15 protein-coding genes are annotated in these 15,877 nt (G+C 75.2%); 10 read left to right on the top strand and 5 right to left on the bottom strand.

Features of this window, described 5'->3' with window-relative positions:
- Positions 1 to 20: 20 nt before the first annotated feature.
- On the top strand, positions 21 to 761 hold the full coding sequence (locus tag ACTMS9_RS17830; RefSeq protein WP_441144164.1) for a lytic polysaccharide monooxygenase: 741 nt from the start codon (positions 21 to 23) through the stop codon (positions 759 to 761).
- 68 nt (positions 762 to 829) lie between these two features.
- Positions 830 to 1,390, top strand: coding sequence for a DUF305 domain-containing protein (locus ACTMS9_RS17825; protein ID WP_441165511.1), 561 nt, complete (start codon positions 830 to 832; stop codon positions 1,388 to 1,390).
- A gap of 38 nt (positions 1,391 to 1,428) precedes the next feature.
- On the opposite strand, the gene msrB is transcribed toward ACTMS9_RS17825, so the two are convergent.
- Complete coding sequence (msrB, locus tag ACTMS9_RS17820) at positions 1,429 to 1,842, bottom strand: peptide-methionine (R)-S-oxide reductase MsrB (RefSeq protein ID WP_441165510.1); 414 nt, start codon at positions 1,840 to 1,842, stop codon at positions 1,429 to 1,431.
- 47 nt (positions 1,843 to 1,889) lie between these two features.
- Here msrB and ligD point away from each other — a divergent pair, with 47 nt between their 5' ends.
- Entirely contained in the window at positions 1,890 to 2,927 is a 1,038-nt protein-coding gene (ligD, locus tag ACTMS9_RS17815; RefSeq protein ID WP_441144158.1) for a non-homologous end-joining DNA ligase, read from the top strand.
- A gap of 24 nt (positions 2,928 to 2,951) precedes the next feature.
- Here the strand turns inward: ligD and ACTMS9_RS17810 are convergent, their stop codons facing one another.
- Positions 2,952 to 3,248 (bottom strand): hypothetical protein, encoded by a 297-nt coding sequence (locus ACTMS9_RS17810; protein ID WP_441144156.1) that lies wholly within the window; start codon positions 3,246 to 3,248, stop codon positions 2,952 to 2,954.
- An 88-nt stretch (positions 3,249 to 3,336) separates the two neighbouring features.
- On the opposite strand from ACTMS9_RS17810, the gene ACTMS9_RS17805 reads away from it, so the two are divergent.
- The 6 genes from ACTMS9_RS17805 to ACTMS9_RS17780 all read left to right on the top strand — a co-directional run bounded on the left by ACTMS9_RS17805 (position 3,337) and on the right by ACTMS9_RS17780 (position 11,737).
- The gene (locus ACTMS9_RS17805) at positions 3,337 to 3,522 is read left to right on the top strand and encodes a helix-turn-helix transcriptional regulator (protein ID WP_441165509.1); all 186 of its coding nucleotides are present in this window, start codon (positions 3,337 to 3,339) and stop codon (positions 3,520 to 3,522) included.
- 55 nt (positions 3,523 to 3,577) lie between these two features.
- A complete protein-coding gene (locus ACTMS9_RS17800; RefSeq protein ID WP_441144152.1) occupies positions 3,578 to 3,982 on the top strand; it encodes a hypothetical protein in 405 nt (134 codons plus the stop codon).
- A gap of 88 nt (positions 3,983 to 4,070) precedes the next feature.
- Positions 4,071 to 7,268, top strand: coding sequence for an FtsX-like permease family protein (locus ACTMS9_RS17795; RefSeq protein ID WP_441165508.1), 3,198 nt, complete (start codon positions 4,071 to 4,073; stop codon positions 7,266 to 7,268).
- Entirely contained in the window at positions 7,265 to 10,018 is a 2,754-nt protein-coding gene (locus tag ACTMS9_RS17790; RefSeq protein WP_441165507.1) for an FtsX-like permease family protein, read from the top strand. Before ACTMS9_RS17795 ends, ACTMS9_RS17790 begins: the two co-directional genes overlap by 4 nt.
- Before the next feature lies 1 nt (position 10,019).
- Positions 10,020 to 11,018, top strand: a complete 999-nt coding sequence (locus ACTMS9_RS17785) for an ABC transporter ATP-binding protein (RefSeq protein WP_441165506.1) — start codon at positions 10,020 to 10,022, stop codon at positions 11,016 to 11,018.
- Complete coding sequence (locus ACTMS9_RS17780; RefSeq protein WP_357606452.1) at positions 11,015 to 11,737, top strand: ABC transporter ATP-binding protein; 723 nt, start codon at positions 11,015 to 11,017, stop codon at positions 11,735 to 11,737. The genes ACTMS9_RS17785 and ACTMS9_RS17780 overlap by 4 nt, the downstream gene beginning before the upstream one ends.
- 371 nt (positions 11,738 to 12,108) lie before the next feature.
- On the opposite strand, the gene ACTMS9_RS17775 is transcribed toward ACTMS9_RS17780, so the two are convergent.
- Positions 12,109 to 12,561, bottom strand: coding sequence for a GNAT family N-acetyltransferase (locus ACTMS9_RS17775; protein ID WP_179803777.1), 453 nt, complete (start codon positions 12,559 to 12,561; stop codon positions 12,109 to 12,111).
- A gap of 73 nt (positions 12,562 to 12,634) precedes the next feature.
- Here ACTMS9_RS17775 and ACTMS9_RS17770 point away from each other — a divergent pair, with 73 nt between their 5' ends.
- Positions 12,635 to 13,147 carry a potassium channel family protein gene (locus ACTMS9_RS17770; protein ID WP_441144142.1) on the top strand — a complete coding sequence of 171 codons (513 nt, stop codon included), beginning with the start codon at positions 12,635 to 12,637 and terminating at the stop codon, positions 13,145 to 13,147.
- Here the strand turns inward: ACTMS9_RS17770 and ACTMS9_RS17765 are convergent.
- A complete protein-coding gene (locus tag ACTMS9_RS17765; protein ID WP_441165505.1) occupies positions 13,074 to 14,657 on the bottom strand; it encodes an alpha/beta hydrolase in 1,584 nt (527 codons plus the stop codon). The genes ACTMS9_RS17770 and ACTMS9_RS17765 overlap by 74 nt on opposite strands.
- A gap of 33 nt (positions 14,658 to 14,690) precedes the next feature.
- Positions 14,691 to 15,806, bottom strand: a complete 1,116-nt coding sequence (locus ACTMS9_RS17760) for an ATP-dependent DNA ligase (RefSeq protein WP_441144138.1) — start codon at positions 15,804 to 15,806, stop codon at positions 14,691 to 14,693.
- Positions 15,807 to 15,877: the final 71 nt, after the last annotated feature.

The raw sequence follows: 15,877 nt of genomic DNA, 5'->3' as shown, positions 1-15,877 counted from the left end.
GAAGCCGAGGAGTTGCCATCATGCGTCGAAGAGTCACCGTCCCGGTCCTGGCGGCGGGCGCCGTCGTGTCCTCGCTCGCCGTCGCCGCCCCCGCCCAGGCGCACGGCTACGTCTCCGGACCACCCAGCCGCCAGGCGCTCTGCGCGCAGAACCGGGTGCCCGACTGCGGGCAGATCAAGTACGAGCCGCAGAGCGTGGAGGGCCCGAAGGGGCTGCGCAACTGCCACGCCAACATCGCCCACTTCGCCGTCCTGAACGACGACAGCCGGGGCTGGCCGGCCACCTCGGTCGGCAGCTCGGTGACGTTCACCTGGACCAACACCGCCCGGCACGCCACCAGCAACTGGGAGTACTTCATCGGCGGCACCCGGGTGGGCGTCTTCAACGGGGGCGGCCAGCAGCCCGGCGCCACCGTGTCGCACACCGTGAACCTCGGCGGCTTCTCCGGCCGGCAGAAGATCCTCGCGGTGTGGAACATCGCGGACACCGCCAACGCGTTCTACTCCTGCGTGGACGTGCAGATCGGTGGCGGCGGCGGTCCGGCTCCCAGCCCGACGCCGACCCCCACCAGCTCGCCCACCCCGACGCCGCCGGCTCCCACCACGCCGCCCGCCCCGAGCGGCAGCTGGACCGCCGGTCGCGCCTACCAGGTGGGTGACCAGGTCACCTACAACGGGCTGAGCTACCGGTGCCGGCAGGCGCACACCGCGATCCCGGGCTGGGAACCGCCGAACGTGCCGGCGCTGTGGTCGCAGGTCTGACCGGACGGGTACGGCCCGTGCCGGTGCGGGCCGCATCCGCCCCTCGGCGCTACCCGGTCGGGAGCGGCGTGGCGCGGGTCTCGGCGCTCGCCGGGCTCGCCACCCTGCTGCTGGCCGCCGGCTGCGTCGACGCCCCGTCCCCGCAGGCGACCCCTGCCGCGACCGCGGGCCCGACGGACACCGCGCTCGGCACCCTCGACGTGCTGTACCTGACCATGATGGTGGCCCACACCGAGCAGACGATGGAGATCGTCCGGCTGGGGCGCGACCGGGTGACCGACCCCGAGCTGCGCACCCTGGTCGCCGCCATCGAGGTGACCGAGGCCGACGAGCTGACCACCATGCGCGCCTGGCTGCGCGACGCCGGTCCGGCCGCGACCGCCGGGCGGCACGACCACAGCGGGCACCTCGCCGCCCCGGCCGACCTCGCCCGCCTGCGCAACGCCCCCGCCGGCCAGGTCGACACCGTGCTGCGCGAGCTGCTCGGCAGCCACCAGCGGGAGGCCGCCGACCTGTCCCGGGCGCACCTGGCGACCGCGACCGATCCACGGGTACGCGAACTGGCCCGGCGGGTGGAGCAGTCCCGCACCGCCGAGGTGCGGCTCCTGACGACGGCCGCCGGGCGGTAGGCGACGACGCGCCGACCCCCCCGGCGGCGCCCGGCGGGTCAGGCGTCGGTACGTGGCTCCAGCCGGATCGACAGCGAGTTGACGCAGTGTCGGGTGTCCTTCGGGGTGAAGCCCTCGCCGTGGAAGACGTGCCCGAGGTGGCTGTCGCAGCGCGCGCAGCGGATCTCGGTGCGGCTCATGCCCAGGGTGCGGTCCTCGATCTCCTTGACCCGGCCGGGGATGGCATCGTCGAAGCTCGGCCAGCCGCAGTGCGAGTCGAACTTGGTGTCACTGGAGAAGAGTTCCAGGCCACAGGCCCGGCAGTGGTAGACGCCGGGGGTCTTGGTGTCGACGTACTCGCCCGTCCACGGTGGCTCGGTGCCGGCCTCGCGCAGCACCCGGAACTCCTGCGGGCTCAACCGGACCCGCCACTCTTCCTCGGTGCGGGGCAGCTCGTTCTCGTCAAGACTCACCCGCCAACGGTACGTCGGATGTCGGGGGCGTCGCATATGGTCGCGGAATGGGCGGCTCCTCGAAGGCGACGGTGACCGAGATCGAGGTCGCCGGGCACACCGTCCGGCTGAGCAGTCCCGACCGGGTGATCTTCCCCGGCCGCGGCTTCACCAAGGCGGACGTCTTCCACTACTACCTGGCGGTGGGCGACGGGATCATGCGCGCCCTGCGGGACCGCCCCACCACGCTCCAGCGCTTCCCGGAGGGCATCGAGGGGGAGATGTTCTTCCAGAAGCGGGTGCCGACCCGGGGTGTCCCGCCGTGGGTGCGCACGGCGAAGATCAGCTTCCCCAGTGGGCGCAGCGCCGACGAGCTGTGCCCGGCCGACCTGGCCCACGTGGCCTGGGCCGCCCAGATGGGCACCATCGTCTTCCACCCCTGGCCGGTGCGGGCCGCCGACGTCGACCGCCCCGACGAGCTGCGCGTCGACCTCGACCCGCAGCCCGGCACCGACTTCGCCGACGCGGCGACCGCGGCCGGCGAGCTGCGCGCGCTCCTGGCCGAGCTGGGTGCGACCGGCTGGCCGAAGACCTCGGGCGGCCGGGGCGTGCACGTCTACCTGCGCATCGAGCCCCGCTGGACGTTCACCGAGGTGCGCCGGGCCACCATCGCGCTCGGCCGCGAGCTGGAGCGCCGCCGTCCCGACCTGGTCACCACCGCCTGGTGGAAGGAGGAGCGGGGCCGGCGGGTGTTCGTCGACTACAACCAGATGGCCCGGGACCGCACCATCGCCTGCGCCTACTCGCTGCGCGCCAATGCCCGGGCCACCGTCTCCACCCCGGTCACCTGGGACGAGCTGCCCGACGTCGATCCGGACGACTTCGACCTGCGCAGCGTGCCGGCCCGGCTCGCCGAGCGGGGCGACCCGCACGCCGGCATCGACGACGCCCCGTTCGACATCACCCCGCTGCTTCAGTGGGCCGAGCGGGACGCGGCCGCCGGCCAGGGCGACATGCCGTACCCGCCGGACCACCCGAAGATGCCGGGGGAGCCGAAGCGGGTGCAGCCGAGCCGGGCGAAGCGCGAGGCCGACGAGACCGCCTGAACGGGCGGCAGCGCGGCTCGTCGACTACCTCCGCCGCCGGGCCGTCCAGGCCAGAAACCGGTCGAACAGGTCGGCTGGTGACGGCGCCGGGTGAGGGTTGAGGCGGATCAGGTCGGCGGTGGCGTCGAAGAGGCAGCCCGCCATGTAGACGGAGAGCGCCACCGGGTCCCGGCGGTACTCCATGCCCAGCAGCAGCCGTGCCGGCGGGCACGGCCAGGCGGCGGCGCACACCCGACACAGCCACAGCGGTCGCATCGGCACGTGCGGGCGGACCGCCCGCTGCTGACGGTCGGGTACGGCGGAGGCGTGCGGCATGGCCATGCACCCATGCTGGCTGATGCCATTGTCTACGTCAATAGACACCGTAGTTGTCGGCGTATGGCGACTGCGCCGCTGTCATCGTCAACGTGTGGAGCTTGTCGGCGTGTCGGAAATTCGGGAGATGCTCGGTGGCGTCTCCCGGCAGCGCGCGTCCGTGATCGCCAATCAACGGAACTTCCCGGAGCCGATCGCCGTCCTCGCCATGGGCAAGGTCTGGCGGAAGTCTGACGTCGAGAAGTGGATCAAGCAGCACCGGCCGGACTCGCGGGACTGAGCACCCGCCGACAACTCGTCAGCGGTGCGGATCGGCGTCCGGCACACTGGCCGGCATGACCTCCACCTCGGGCGTGATCCGGCGACTGGTCGGCGTCTACCACGCCGACGGCGGACTGCGCGGCGAACTGGCGTACCTGGTCGGCAAGGTCCGGGGGACCGCCTCGTGCGCGCTGTGTGACGTCACCCACCACGGTCTGGGCCGCAAGCGGGAGTGGCGCGACCTCCAGCCCGAGCTGGGGGTGCCGATGGAGCTGGTGCACCTCAACGAGCGCAGCCCGGCGGTCCGGACGGCCAGCGAGGGCCGTACCCCCTGTGTGCTGGCGGTGACCGACGGCGGCCTGGTGGTGCTGCTCGGCCCGGACGAGCTGGCCGCCCTCAACGGCAGCGTGGCCCGCTTCGCCGAGGCGCTGCGCGCGGCCGCTACGCTGGCCGGTCTGCGTTGGGACGACGTCGGATAACGATCATGTAAAGGGCGCGAACCTTTTCCGGACCGTACCCGCTCTACCTGGTCACCGGCCCAGCGAGGGCCCCGGGGGAGGCGTACGGATGAAGCTGGTGTGGAGGCGGGCCTACGAGGCGCGGGGCCTGCTGGCGGCGGCGGCGGTCGCCGCGTTGGTCGCCGTCGCGCTGGTCACCGGGTTGTCCGACTACAACCAGCGGGCGATCGACGCCGGGCAGCGGGCGATGTTGGCGGCGGCGCCCGCCGCCGAGCGCAGCTTGCTGATCAGCGGGTCCGGTGGCCGGGACGCGGCCGAGGCCGCCGGCCGGGACCGGGCCGTCCGGGACAGCGTCGCCGGCGGGTTGGGCGGGGCGAGGATCGTCGTCTCCGCTGCCCGCCACGGCACCGGCCGGGAGCTGACCGGCGACCTCGGCGCGGCCCGCACCGACGACGACCCGGTCTTCGCCGACCTGGCCACCCTCGACGACCTCGCCGCGCACGCCGAGCTGGTCGGCGGATCCTGGCCCGCCGCCGGGGCGAACCCCACCCAGGTCACCGTCCCCGAACGGGTCGCCGGCGCGCTGCGGCTCACCCCCGGCACCCGGGTGCCGATGACCGACCGCAGCTCCGGACGGGCCACCGACGTGGTGGTCGCCGGGATCTTCCGGCCCCGCGACCCGGCCGCGGCGTACTGGCAGCTCGCCCCCGGTGTGAGCGGCGGCGGTGACACCGGCGACTCGTACGGCCCGTTCGCCCTCGACCCGGCCGACTTCGCCCGCACCTTCCCCGGCTCCACCTCGATCTCCTGGGTGGTCGAGCCGGACCTGCGCAGCGTCGCGTCGAGCCGGCTGCCGGAGGTCAAGGAGGCCGTCGCGACTGCCGCCGTCGAGGTGCCCGAGAAGGCCGGTCTCGGCTCGTCCGCGCAGAGCGTCACCGGCCTGGACCGGCTGATCGACCGGCTCGGCCGCGCCGACCTGGTGGGCCGCTCGGCGCTGCTCACCCCGCTGCTGCTGATCGTGGTGCTCGGCGGCTACGCGTTGGTGCTGGTCGCCGCACTGCTCAACGAGGACCGGCGGGCGCAGACCGCGCTGCTGCGCGCCCGGGGAGCGGCCCGTAACCAGCTCGCCAACCTCGCCGTACGGGAGGCGACGCTGGTGGTGCTGCCGGCCGCGCTGCTCGCGCCGCCGCTGGCCGGCGTGGCGCTGCGCGGGATCAGCGGCGGCGAGGGTACGGGCGGCCTGCGGCTGGACAGCGGCGGCGCCGGGGCGGTCTGGGCGGTCGCCCTCGCCGCGGCGGTGGGCTGCCTGCTCGCCATGGTGCTGCCGGCCCTGCGTCGCGCCGGCAGCTACGTCGCTGACATGGCCGCCCGGTCCCGCCCGACCCGGGCCGCCACCGTGCAGCGGGCCGGGGTGGACCTGGCCCTGGTGCTGCTCGCCCTGCTCGCCTGGACGCAGCTCCGGCAGTACTCCTCGCCGCTGGCCGGCGCGGGCGGCCGGCTCGGCATCGACCCGCTGCTCGCCGTCGCGCCCACCCTCGGCGTGCTGGCCGGGGCGGTGCTCGCCCTGCGGCTGCTGCCCCCGGCCACCCGGTTCGCGGAACGGTTCGTCGACCGGCGACCGTGGACGGCCACCATGTTCGGCATGTGGCAGGCGGGCCGCCGTCCGCACGCCGGGCCGGTGCTGCTGCTCACGCTCGCCGTCGGCGGCAGCACCCTGGCCTGGTCACTGGTCAGCACCTGGGAGCGGTCGCAGCGCGACCAGGCCGACCACAGCGTCGGCGCCGACCTGCGGGTGACGGAGCGCGGCGGTGCCGCGCCGGTGGACCGGGCCGCCGACCTGGCCGGCCTGCCGGGGGTCCGGGCCGTGCTGCCAACCTGGCGGGACGAGGTGCGGCTGGGCCGCGACAGCCTGCCGGCCACCGTGCTCGCCCTGGACGCCGGCGCGGCACCGGACGTGGCCCTGATCGCGGACCGGCTCGCCGACCGGCCACCGGGCGAGCTGCTCGGCCGGCTGGCCCGGGACCGGGGCGCGCCGGCCGGTGTCCCGCTGCCCGCCGACGCCCGCCAACTCACCGGCACCCTCCGCACCCCGGTCCGCGAGCCGGTGACCGGCCAGCGGATCCAGGCGTCGGTGCTGCTCACCCGGGCCGACGGGCTGGCCCTGCAACTGCCGCTGGCCACCACCGACTCCCTGGTCGACCGCCCGGTGCCCTTCGCGGTCGACCTGCCCGCCGGCGCCGCCTGGCGGGTGGCCGGCTTCCAGGCCGAGGCAGGCGACGCGGCGGCCCGCGGTTACGGCCTGCGGATCGACGGGCTGCGGGTGACCGACGCGGCGGGCACCGCCCAGCCGGTCGCGCTGACCGGCGAGTGGTCGATGGTCGACGCGGTCGGCGAGGCGCCGGTGCCGACGAGCGCCGTCACCCCCGGCGGGGTGGACGCCGACTACGACATCGCGCTGACCGAGGGCGGCCGCTTCGCCCGGCAGCCGACGGTCCGCTTCGCCGTCGTACCGGCGGGGCCGAACACGCCGGTGCCGGCGCTGGTCACCCCGCAGGTGCTGGCCGCGCTGAACGTCCGGCCCGGCGACGTCGTGCCGCTCGCCCTCTCCGGGGCGTCCGTGCCGGTGCGGGTGGTCGGCGAACTGGACGCGGTGCCGGGTGCCACCGAGGCCGGCGGCGCGCTGCTGATCGACCTGCCGGCCGCCACGGACTGGCTGGTGCGGCACCGGGCCGCCGTTCGGCCGGTGCCGGAGTGGTGGTTGCGTACCGACGACGGCGGGCACGCCGCCGCGGCGGCGGCGATCCGGGAGCTGCCCGGCGTGACCGTCCTCGACCGGCGGGCGGCGGCCGAGGAGGCCGCCGGCGACCCGTACTGGCGGGGCGCGCGGACCGGGCTGCTCGCCGCGGCCCTCGGCTCGGTGCTGCTCGCCCTGGTCGGCCTCGCCGTGGACGTGTGGGCCACCGCCCGGCACCGGCTCGCCGAGTTCGCCGTCCTGCACACCCTCGGCGCCGGACCGCCCCTGCTGGCCCGCGCGATGCTGGCCGAACAGACCTTCCTGGCCGGCATCGGGGTCGCCGTCGGCCTGCTGGTGGGCGCGGGGGTGGGCGCTACCATGGCCCCACTGGTGATCCTCACCCCGAGCGCCGGCCGGCCCGTGCCGGAGGCGGCCTTCACCCTGCCCTGGACGCCGATCGGCCTGACCGCGCTCGGGCTGCTGCTGGCCGCGCTCGCGTGCAGCGCCGTCCTGGCCACCGGCATTCGGCAACGTGTCGCGGCGGCCCAGCTGCGGATCGGGGGAGAACGATGAGCGTGCTGGCCGTGCTGCGCAGGGTGCGCGCGTACGGGGGGCACTTCCTGCTCCTCGCGGTGCTCACACTGGTCACCGCGCTGCTGGTCACCGGGATGCCGCGGGTGGCGGACCGGCTGTCCGGCCAGGGGCTGCGCGAGCAGCTGGCCGACCTGCCGGGTCTCCGCCGCGACGTGCTCTACCAACGGCCGGCGGAGCCGCAGTTCGGCACGAGCAGGGTGGCCGCCACCCACCGGGCCAACCTGGACTCGCTGCTGGCGGGGATGCCCGCGCCGGTACGCGAGGTGGTGGGCGAGCGCTGGTACGTCGCCGACACCGAGTTCGGTCGGCTGACGGGACCAGAGCTCACGGCCGACAAGGGGCTGTTCGACCTGAGCCTGCGCACCATGACCGGGCTGCGGGAGTCGGCCACCCTGGTCGACGGCCGCTGGCCGGGGGAGGGGGCGGACCGGGCCGCGCCGGTCGAGACCGTGCTCGCCGAACCGGTCGCCCGGCAACTCGGCCTGCGCGCCGGCAGCCGGCTGCGCCTGGCGCTGCTCGATTCCGACGGTCGGGAGTTCTCCGCCACCACCGTCGCGGTGGTCGGCCTGTTCCGACCGGTCGACGCCGGCGGCGGTGCGTGGGACGCGCTCCCCTCGGCGCTGCGGCTCACCCCGCCGGTCGGCGACGGCGAGCCCTTCCAGATGGTGGGGCTGACCGACGACGCCGGCTTCGACGACCGGGCGGCGGCCGGCTGGGCGGTCGGCTTCGGCTGGCGCTACCGGGTCGACCCCGGGCGGCTCACCCCGGGTCGCCTAGACGCGGTGCTCGACGGCATCGCCCAACTGGACCGGGAGCGCCCCGCCGGGCTGCTGCTCGCCCAGGGCGTCGACATTCCGCTGCGGCAGTACGCGGATTCGCTCGCCGCCGCCCGTACGCTGCTGACCATCATCGCCGCCGGGGTGCTCGCCACCCTCGCCGGCCTCACCGTGCTCGCCGCCCGGCTGGCCGTGCGCCGCCGCCGCGACGAGTACCTGCTGCTGCGCGCCCGGGGCGGCTCGACCACCACCGTGGTCCGGCGCGGCCTGGCCGAGTCGCTGCTGGTGGTGCCGGTCGCCGCGGTTGCGGGGTGGCTGCTCGGCGGCCTGCTCCCCGCCGACCCGCTGGGCGCCGGCACACCCGACGCGGCGAGCCGGCTGACCGTGGCGGCGGCGGTACTGGCCACGCTGGCGCTGCCGGTGGCGGTGCTGACCGGCCAGCGGGGCGGCGGTGGCCGGCGGGACCTGCTGCGCGCCCGGGGTGGCGCGAGCCGGCTCACCGTCGAGGTCACCGTGGTCGGCCTGGCCGCGCTGGCCGCGTTCCTGCTGCGCCGCCGGGGACTCGCCCTCGGCGACGAGGTGGACCCGCTGCTGGTGTCGGTGCCGGTGCTGCTCGCGGTCGCCGCCGCGCTGCTGGCGCTACGCGCGTACCCGTGGCCGTTGCGGCTGTTCAGCCGGCTGGCCGCCCGGGCGCGCGGCGCGGTCGCCTTCCTCGGCACCGCCCGCGCCGGTCGGGTCGGAGTGGCCGCGCCGCTGGTGGTGGTCGTGCTGGCGATCGCCACGGCGGCCTTCTGCGGGGTCGTCGCCGTCGGTATCGAGGACGGGCGGGACCGGGCGGCGACCCGGACGGTGCCGGCCGACGCGCTGGTCAGCGGCGACCGGTTCGCCCCGGACACGGCGACCGAGCTGGCCGGGCTGCCCGGGATCAGGGCGGTCACCCCCGTGCTGGCCACCCCCGGGCAGCGGCTCTACGCCGACTCGGAGGGCAGCCCCGGCGGGGCCGGCGAGGCGTACGTGCTGCTGGTGGAGCCCGCCGGTTTCGCGGAGGTGGCCCGGCGCTCCGGGCTCGACCCGGCGGTGCCCGCCGCGCTGCGGGCCGGCGGGGACGCCGCGACGGCGCTGCCCGCGCTGGTGTCGCCGGACTTCGCCGCCGCCCTCGCCGACGCGGAGCTCGCCGACGGCGCGGGCCGCCGGCCCGGCTGGGTGGACGTGCAGGGCAACCGGCTGCCGTTCCGGATCGCCGGCACGGCGGAGGAGTTCCCGCTGATCCCGGGCGGGACGGGACGGTTCCTGGTGCTGCCCTGGCCGGGGCTGCCCGCCAACGCCCCGCACCCGCTCGCGCCGACCGGGTTCCTGCTCGCCGCGGGGGACGCCACGGTCGACCCGGCGGCGCTGGGGCGGGTCGCCGAGGAGGGACAGACCCGCTACCAGACCAGCGGTGCGGTGACCGGCGGGAAGCGACCGCTGCCCCCGCAGGTGACGACCTGGGCGGCCGAGCGGGAGCGGCTGGGCGGCAGCGGGGTCAACGGGCTGCTCGTCTTCGGCTTCGCCACCGGCGCGGCCGGCGGCGGCGTCCTGGGCCTGCTCGCGCTGGCGTTCGCGGTGCTCGCGGGCGCCCGCGGCCGGGCGCAGGTGCTGTCCCGGCTGCGCACGATGGGGCTGTCCCGCCGGCAGTGGCGGGGCCTGCTGCTGGTGGAACTCGCCCCGCTGGTGGTGGTCTCGGTGCTGACCGGCGCCGTGGTGGGCGCCCTGCTGCCGCTGCTGCTGAACCCGGTGCTGGGGCTGTCCGCGTTCACCGGCGGGGCGCCGGTGACGGTGCGTTTCGAACCCGGCCTGGTGGCCGGGGTGCTCGGGCTGGCCCTGCTGGCGCTGGCCTTCGCCGTCGCGGTCGAGGCCGTGAACAACCGTCGGATGCGCCTCGGCGAGGTGCTCCGGCTCGGAGAGGAGAGCTGAGATGACGGCTACCGCCGAGACGTCCGCCGTACCGGATCTCGCCGCGTTGCAGCGGCGGGCCGCGCAGCGCGCGGCCGAGCGGGCCGGCGGGCAGGACCGCCTGCGCGGGCACATCGTCTGCGACGGCCTGGTCCGGATCTTCAAGACCGAGGGGGTGGAGGTGGTCGCCCTGCAGGGGCTCGACCTGGTCATCGACCGGGGCGAGCTGGTGGCGATCGTCGGCGCGTCCGGCTCCGGGAAGTCGACGCTGCTCAACATCCTGTCCGGGCTGGACACCCCGACCGCCGGGATCGCCCGGGTCGCCGACTACGACCTGCTCGCCCTCTCCAACCGGCGACGGTTGAGCTACCGGCGGGACGTGGTCGGCTTCGTCTGGCAGCAGACCGGCCGGAACCTGCTGCCGTACCTGACCGCGCGGGAGAACGTCGAGCTGCCGATGAAGCTGGCCGGCCGGGCCGGCGGCGGGCGGGCCCGGCGGCGGCGGGCCGAGGAGCTGCTGGACCTGGTCGGGGTGGGTTACTGCGCCGACCGGCGTCCCGGCCAGCTCAGCGGCGGTGAGCAGCAGCGCTGCGCGGTGGCGGTGGCGGTGGCGAACGACCCGGAGGTGCTCTTCGCCGACGAGCCGACCGGTGAACTGGACGAGGCCACCGGCGTGGAGGTCTTCGCGGCGCTGCGCACCATCAACGCCGAGTTGGGCGTGACGATCGTGGTGGTCACTCACGACCAGGCCGTGGCCACCCAGGTCCGCCGGACCGTCGCGATCCGCGACGGCCGGACCGCCTCGGAGGTACGCCGGACGGCGCGGATCGGCGCCGACGGCAGCACCGAGCTGGTCAGCGAGGAGTACGCCGTGCTCGACCGGGCCGGCCGGATGCAGCTGCCGGCGTCCTTCGTCGACGCGTTGGCGCTGCGCGACCGGGTCCGCCTCAACCTCGAACCGGACCACGTCGAGGTCCGCCCCGGCGACCGTACGCCGGATGTGAACGGGAGTGACGCATGAGCGAGCAGGTTTCCGCCGGCCGGGCCGGTGCCGCGGCCGTCGTCGACGAGGTGGTCCGGGTGGAGGGGGTGAGCCGGACCTTCGGCCGGGGTGAGCACGCCGTGCACGCGGTGCGCGACGTCTCCTTCGTGGCCGGCCGGGGTGAGCTGGTGGCCGTCCGGGGTCGTTCGGGCGCCGGCAAGACCACGCTGCTGAACCTGGTCGGCGGGCTGGACCGGCCGGACAGTGGCCGGGTGCGGGTGGCCGGGCACGACGTGACCGCCGCCGGTGAGGCCGAGCTGCTGCGGCTGCGCCGGGGCACGGTGGGCTTCGTGTTCCAGACCTTCGGGCTGGTGCCGATCCTCTCCGCCGCGGAGAACGTCGGCGTGCCGCTGCGGCTGGCCCGGGTGCCGGCCGCGGAACGGGAGGAGCGGGTGGCCGTGCTGCTGGAGCTGGTCGGGCTGGGTGGGCACGCCGCGCAGCGGCCGTACGAGCTCTCCGGCGGGCAGCAGCAGCGGGTGGCGGTGGCCCGGGCCCTGGCCAACGAGCCGGCCCTGCTGATCGCCGACGAGCCGACCGGCCAGCTCGATTCGGAGACCGGGCGCTCGATCATGGACCTGCTGCGCGCGGTGGTGCACGCCCGGGGCATGACGGCCCTGGTCGCCACGCACGACCCGGCCCTCATCGAGCTGGCCGACCGCACCCTCACCCTGCGCGACGGCCACCTGGTGGACGCCTGAGCGGCGCCGCTGCGCCGGCACGGTTCGGGGACGATGCCGGCGGGGTCTGGCTTGGTCGGGCCGCTGCGCCGGGGTGGCCGGGGTGGCCGCTGCGCCGGGGTGGCGCTGCGCCGGGGTGGTGCTCCGCCTCTGGAAGGGGGTGGTCGGTCGCTTTGGAGCTGATGTCGTAAACGGATCAGCCCGGGGCGACGCCGGTTGGCCTTCGACCGGGATGCCTCCCGACGTCGCGCCGGAGCGGCCGCGGGAACGGGTCGGGGGGCTTTCGGCGACCTGCCGGTGAATCGTTTACGACATCAGCTCCAAAGGGCGCCGATGTCATCCGGTCGGGCCGCGCCGCGTCGGGCCGGGCGGTCGCGTCGGCGGCTGGCGCCTCAGAGGGGGAGTTTCATGCCCTCGTGGCTGGCGACGAAGCCCAGGCTGCGGTAGAAGCGGTGGGCGTCGGCGCGGGTCTTGTCGGTGGTGAGCTGGACCAGGGCGCAGCCCCGCTGCCGGGCCTGGTCGACGGCCCACTCCATCATCCGTCGGCCCAGCCCCCGCCCGCGCAGGTCGGAGCGGACCCGTACCGACTCGATCAGGGAGCGCTCGGCGCCGTGCCGGCCCAGCCCCGGGATGTACGTGATCTGCATGCAGCCGACCAGCTCGCCCGCCTCGTCGGCGACGATCAGGTGGTTGCGCGGGTCGGCGGTGATGTCGGCGAAGGCCCGCTCGTACGCCTCGTCGACCTCGGTGAAGTCCCGCGCCTTGCCGAGCACGTCGTCGGCGAGCAGGGCGATGACGGCGGGCAGGTCCGCCCGGACCGCCTCCCGGAAGATCACATCGGTCATGGCCGCAGCCTGCCACAGCGACACTCGACGATGTGCGGGCGTGGGTTGCCCGGAGCGGGCAGCATGGTGCGGCATGGAGCCCCTGCTGCAGCCCTTCCGGTGGATCTACCGGGGACTGGTCTGGTTCGCGAACTCGCCGCGCACGCTGATCATCTCTTACCTGCTCATGATCGTGGTGGCCGGCGTCATCTACGCCCAGGTGGAGAACGCCAGCGCCGCCGACGCGGTCTGGTGGGCCGTCGTCACCGCCTCCACCGTCGGGTACGGCGACATCTCGCCGACCACCTGGGCGGGACGCTTCCTCGCCGCCCTGCTCATCTCGACGATGGTGCTGCTGGTCATCCCGCTGATCACCGCGCACTTCGCCAGCCGACTCATCGTCGACGACGACGCCTTCGAGCACGACGAGCAGGAGGAGCTGAAGCACGACGTCCGCCGGATGCGGGCGCTGTTGGAGGAGCTGGCCACGCGGTACGACATCGACCTGCCCGAGCCGGAGCGGCGTCAGCCGCTCAACGCGCCGGACAGCGAAGTCCCTCTCTGGGAACGGTCAAAGAGATCAGGTAAGCGTCCACCGCGTTCGTGACGCAGGTCGTCTGCGGGTAGGCGGTGTGCCCCTCGCCCTCCCAGGTCAGCACCCGCCCCACGCCGAGCATCGAGGCCAGCCGCGGAGTCTGCTCGTACGGGGTGGCCGGGTCGCCGGTGGTGCCGACCACCAGGATCGGCGGCGCGCCGACGGCCTTGCCGGTCGGGTACGGATCCCGCTGCCCCGGCCACTGGGCGCAGCCCAGCATCCCGACCGCCAGGGCCGGCCCGAACAGCGGGTACTTCTGCCGCCACTGCGACTGCATCTGCCGGATCTGCTCCAGGCTCGGCTTCTCGGTCTCGTCCGCGCAGTTGATGGTCAGGTTGGCGTCGAAGAGGTTCGAGTAGCGCCCGTCCTCCTCCCGGCCGGCGTACGCGTCGGCGAGCCGGAACACGTCGGCCGGGTCGCCGCCCTCCAGCTTGTCGATCGCCCGGCCCAGTTCCTCCCAGCCCGACTCGGTGTAGAGCGAGGAGATGACCGCGTAGAAGACCCAGCCGGAGGTGGCCTCGCGCCCGCCGGCGCCGCGCACCGGCGAGGCCTTCGCCTTGTCGATCGCGGCGGTCACCGCCGCCCGGGCGTCCGGTGCGATCGGGCAGCGGCCGGCGTTGGCCGCGCACCAGCGGGTGAAGTTGCCGAACGCCCGCTCGAACCCCTTGGCCTGGCTCTCCGAGCCGGCCATCAGCTTCTGCTGCGGGTCGACCGCGCCGTCGAGCACCAGCGCGCGCACCCGCTGCGGGTAGAGCTGGGCGTACGTGGCGCCGAGCAGGGTGCCGTACGAGTAGCCCAGGTAGGTCAGCTTCTCGTCGCCGACCGCCGCGCGTACCGCGTCCATGTCCCGGGCGGCCTGCTCGGTGCCGTAGAGCGGCAACTGGTCGCCGTACTTGTCGCCGCAGCCGGTGCCGATCTTCCGGTTCAGCGCGACGTAGTCGTCGAACAACTCCTGGCTGGCCGGGTCGGGGTCGAAGCCGAAGCTGGTGTCGAGGTCGGCGTCGGAGATGCACTTGACCGGGCTGGACCGGGCCACCCCGCGCGGGTCGAACCCGACGATGTCGAACCGGTCGGTGATCGAGGCGGGCAGCCCGCCGAACGCCTGCCCGAAGGAGAGGTAGACAGCGGTGTCCACGCCGGACCCACCCGGGCCGCCCGGGTTGATCACGAGGGAACCGATCCGGTTCCGCTGCTTCGACGAGCGGGCCCGCAGCAGCGAGATCTCGAAGGTCTCCCCGCCGCCCGGGCCGGCGGTCGCGCCGCCGCCGGTGCCCCAGTTGCGCGGTACGGCGATCTTCGCGCAGTCGTACCGCATCCCCGGCGCGCCCCGCCCCACCAGGTCCTCCGCGACCTCCGGGCAGCCCCGCCAGGTCGGGGTGCTGCCCGGCGCCGCGGCTTCGCCCTGCGTCTCGGTGCGCGGCGCGAGGGCCGGCAGCGTGCACCCGGCGGCGAGCAGCGCCGCCGCGGCGAGCCCGGCGACGGTGAGCCGGACCCGGCGGACGAGGTGGGGAGTGCGGATCACCAGCGAGCCTCCATGATCGTGTCGACGGCCAGGCTACGCGGGGCCGGCGGCGGCCGGCTCCACGGTGGCCGTCGGGTCGCCGCGCAGGACCTGGTCCACGTCGAAGCGGACCGGCCGGTCGAGCTGGTCGTAGCGGCAGGACCGGGGGTCGCGGTCGGGTCGCCAGCGGACGAACCGGGCGGTGTGCCGGAACCGGTCGCCCTCCATCGCGTCGTAGCCCACCTCGACCACCAGCTCGGGGCGCAGCGGCTCCCATTCGAGGTTCTTGGTGCCGGTCCAGCGGCTCACCCCGCCCGGGATGCGCTGGCCACGCTCGTGGTCGCCGTGCACCCACGGGTGCTCGTCGCCGATGTCCCGGTAGGGGGCCAGTTCCTCCAGCAGCTCCGCGCGCCGGGCCATGGTGAAGGAGGCGCTCACCCCGACATGGTGCAGCACCCCGGCGTCGTCGTAGAGGCCGAGCAGGAGCGAGCCGACCACCGGGCCGGACTTGTGCCAGCGGAAGCCGGCCACCACCACGTCGGCCGTCCGGGCGTGCTTGACCTTGAACATCGACCGCTTGCCGGGCTCGTACGGCAGCTCGGCCGGCTTGACGATCAACCCGTCCAGCCCGGCGCCCTCGAACACGTCGAACCAGCGGCGGGCCGTCTCCGGGTCGGTGGTCACCTGGGTGACGTGCACCGGCGGGCGGACGCCGGCCAGCGCCTGCTCCAGCCGGGCCCGGCGGCGCGGGTACGGCTCGTCGAGCAGCAGGTCGTCGCCGAGGGCGAGCAGGTCGAAGGCGACGAAGTCGGCCGGGGTCGTCTCGGCCAGCAGCTTCACCCGGGAGGCCGCCGGGTGGATGCGCTGGGCGAGCAGCTCGAAGTCGAGCCGGGGCTGGCCGCCCGGGCCGTCCCGGCGGATCACGATCAGCTCACCGTCGACGGCGCACCGCTCGGGCAGCTGCCGGCGGGCCTGCTCGACCACCTCGGGGAAGTATCGCGTCATCATCTTGCCGCCCCGGCTGGCCAGCTCGACCTCGTCGCCGTCGCGGAACACGATGCACCGGAAACCGTCCCACTTCGGCTCGTACGTCAGGCCGGGGTCGGTGGGCAGCTTGGCCACGCTCTTGGCCAGCATCGGCTCCACTGGGGGATTGATCGGCAGGTCCACGGCGACCAGTCAATCAGACGGTGCCGACAGTCGTGAGGCAGATCACCGGCGGTGGCGGTGCGGCCTGTCCC

The sequence above is a fragment of the Micromonospora sp. L31 genome (assembly GCF_052068075.1).
GTDB lineage: Bacteria > Actinomycetota > Actinomycetes > Mycobacteriales > Micromonosporaceae > Micromonospora > Micromonospora purpureochromogenes.
This window is presented reverse-complemented; position numbering and strand designations above follow the sequence as displayed.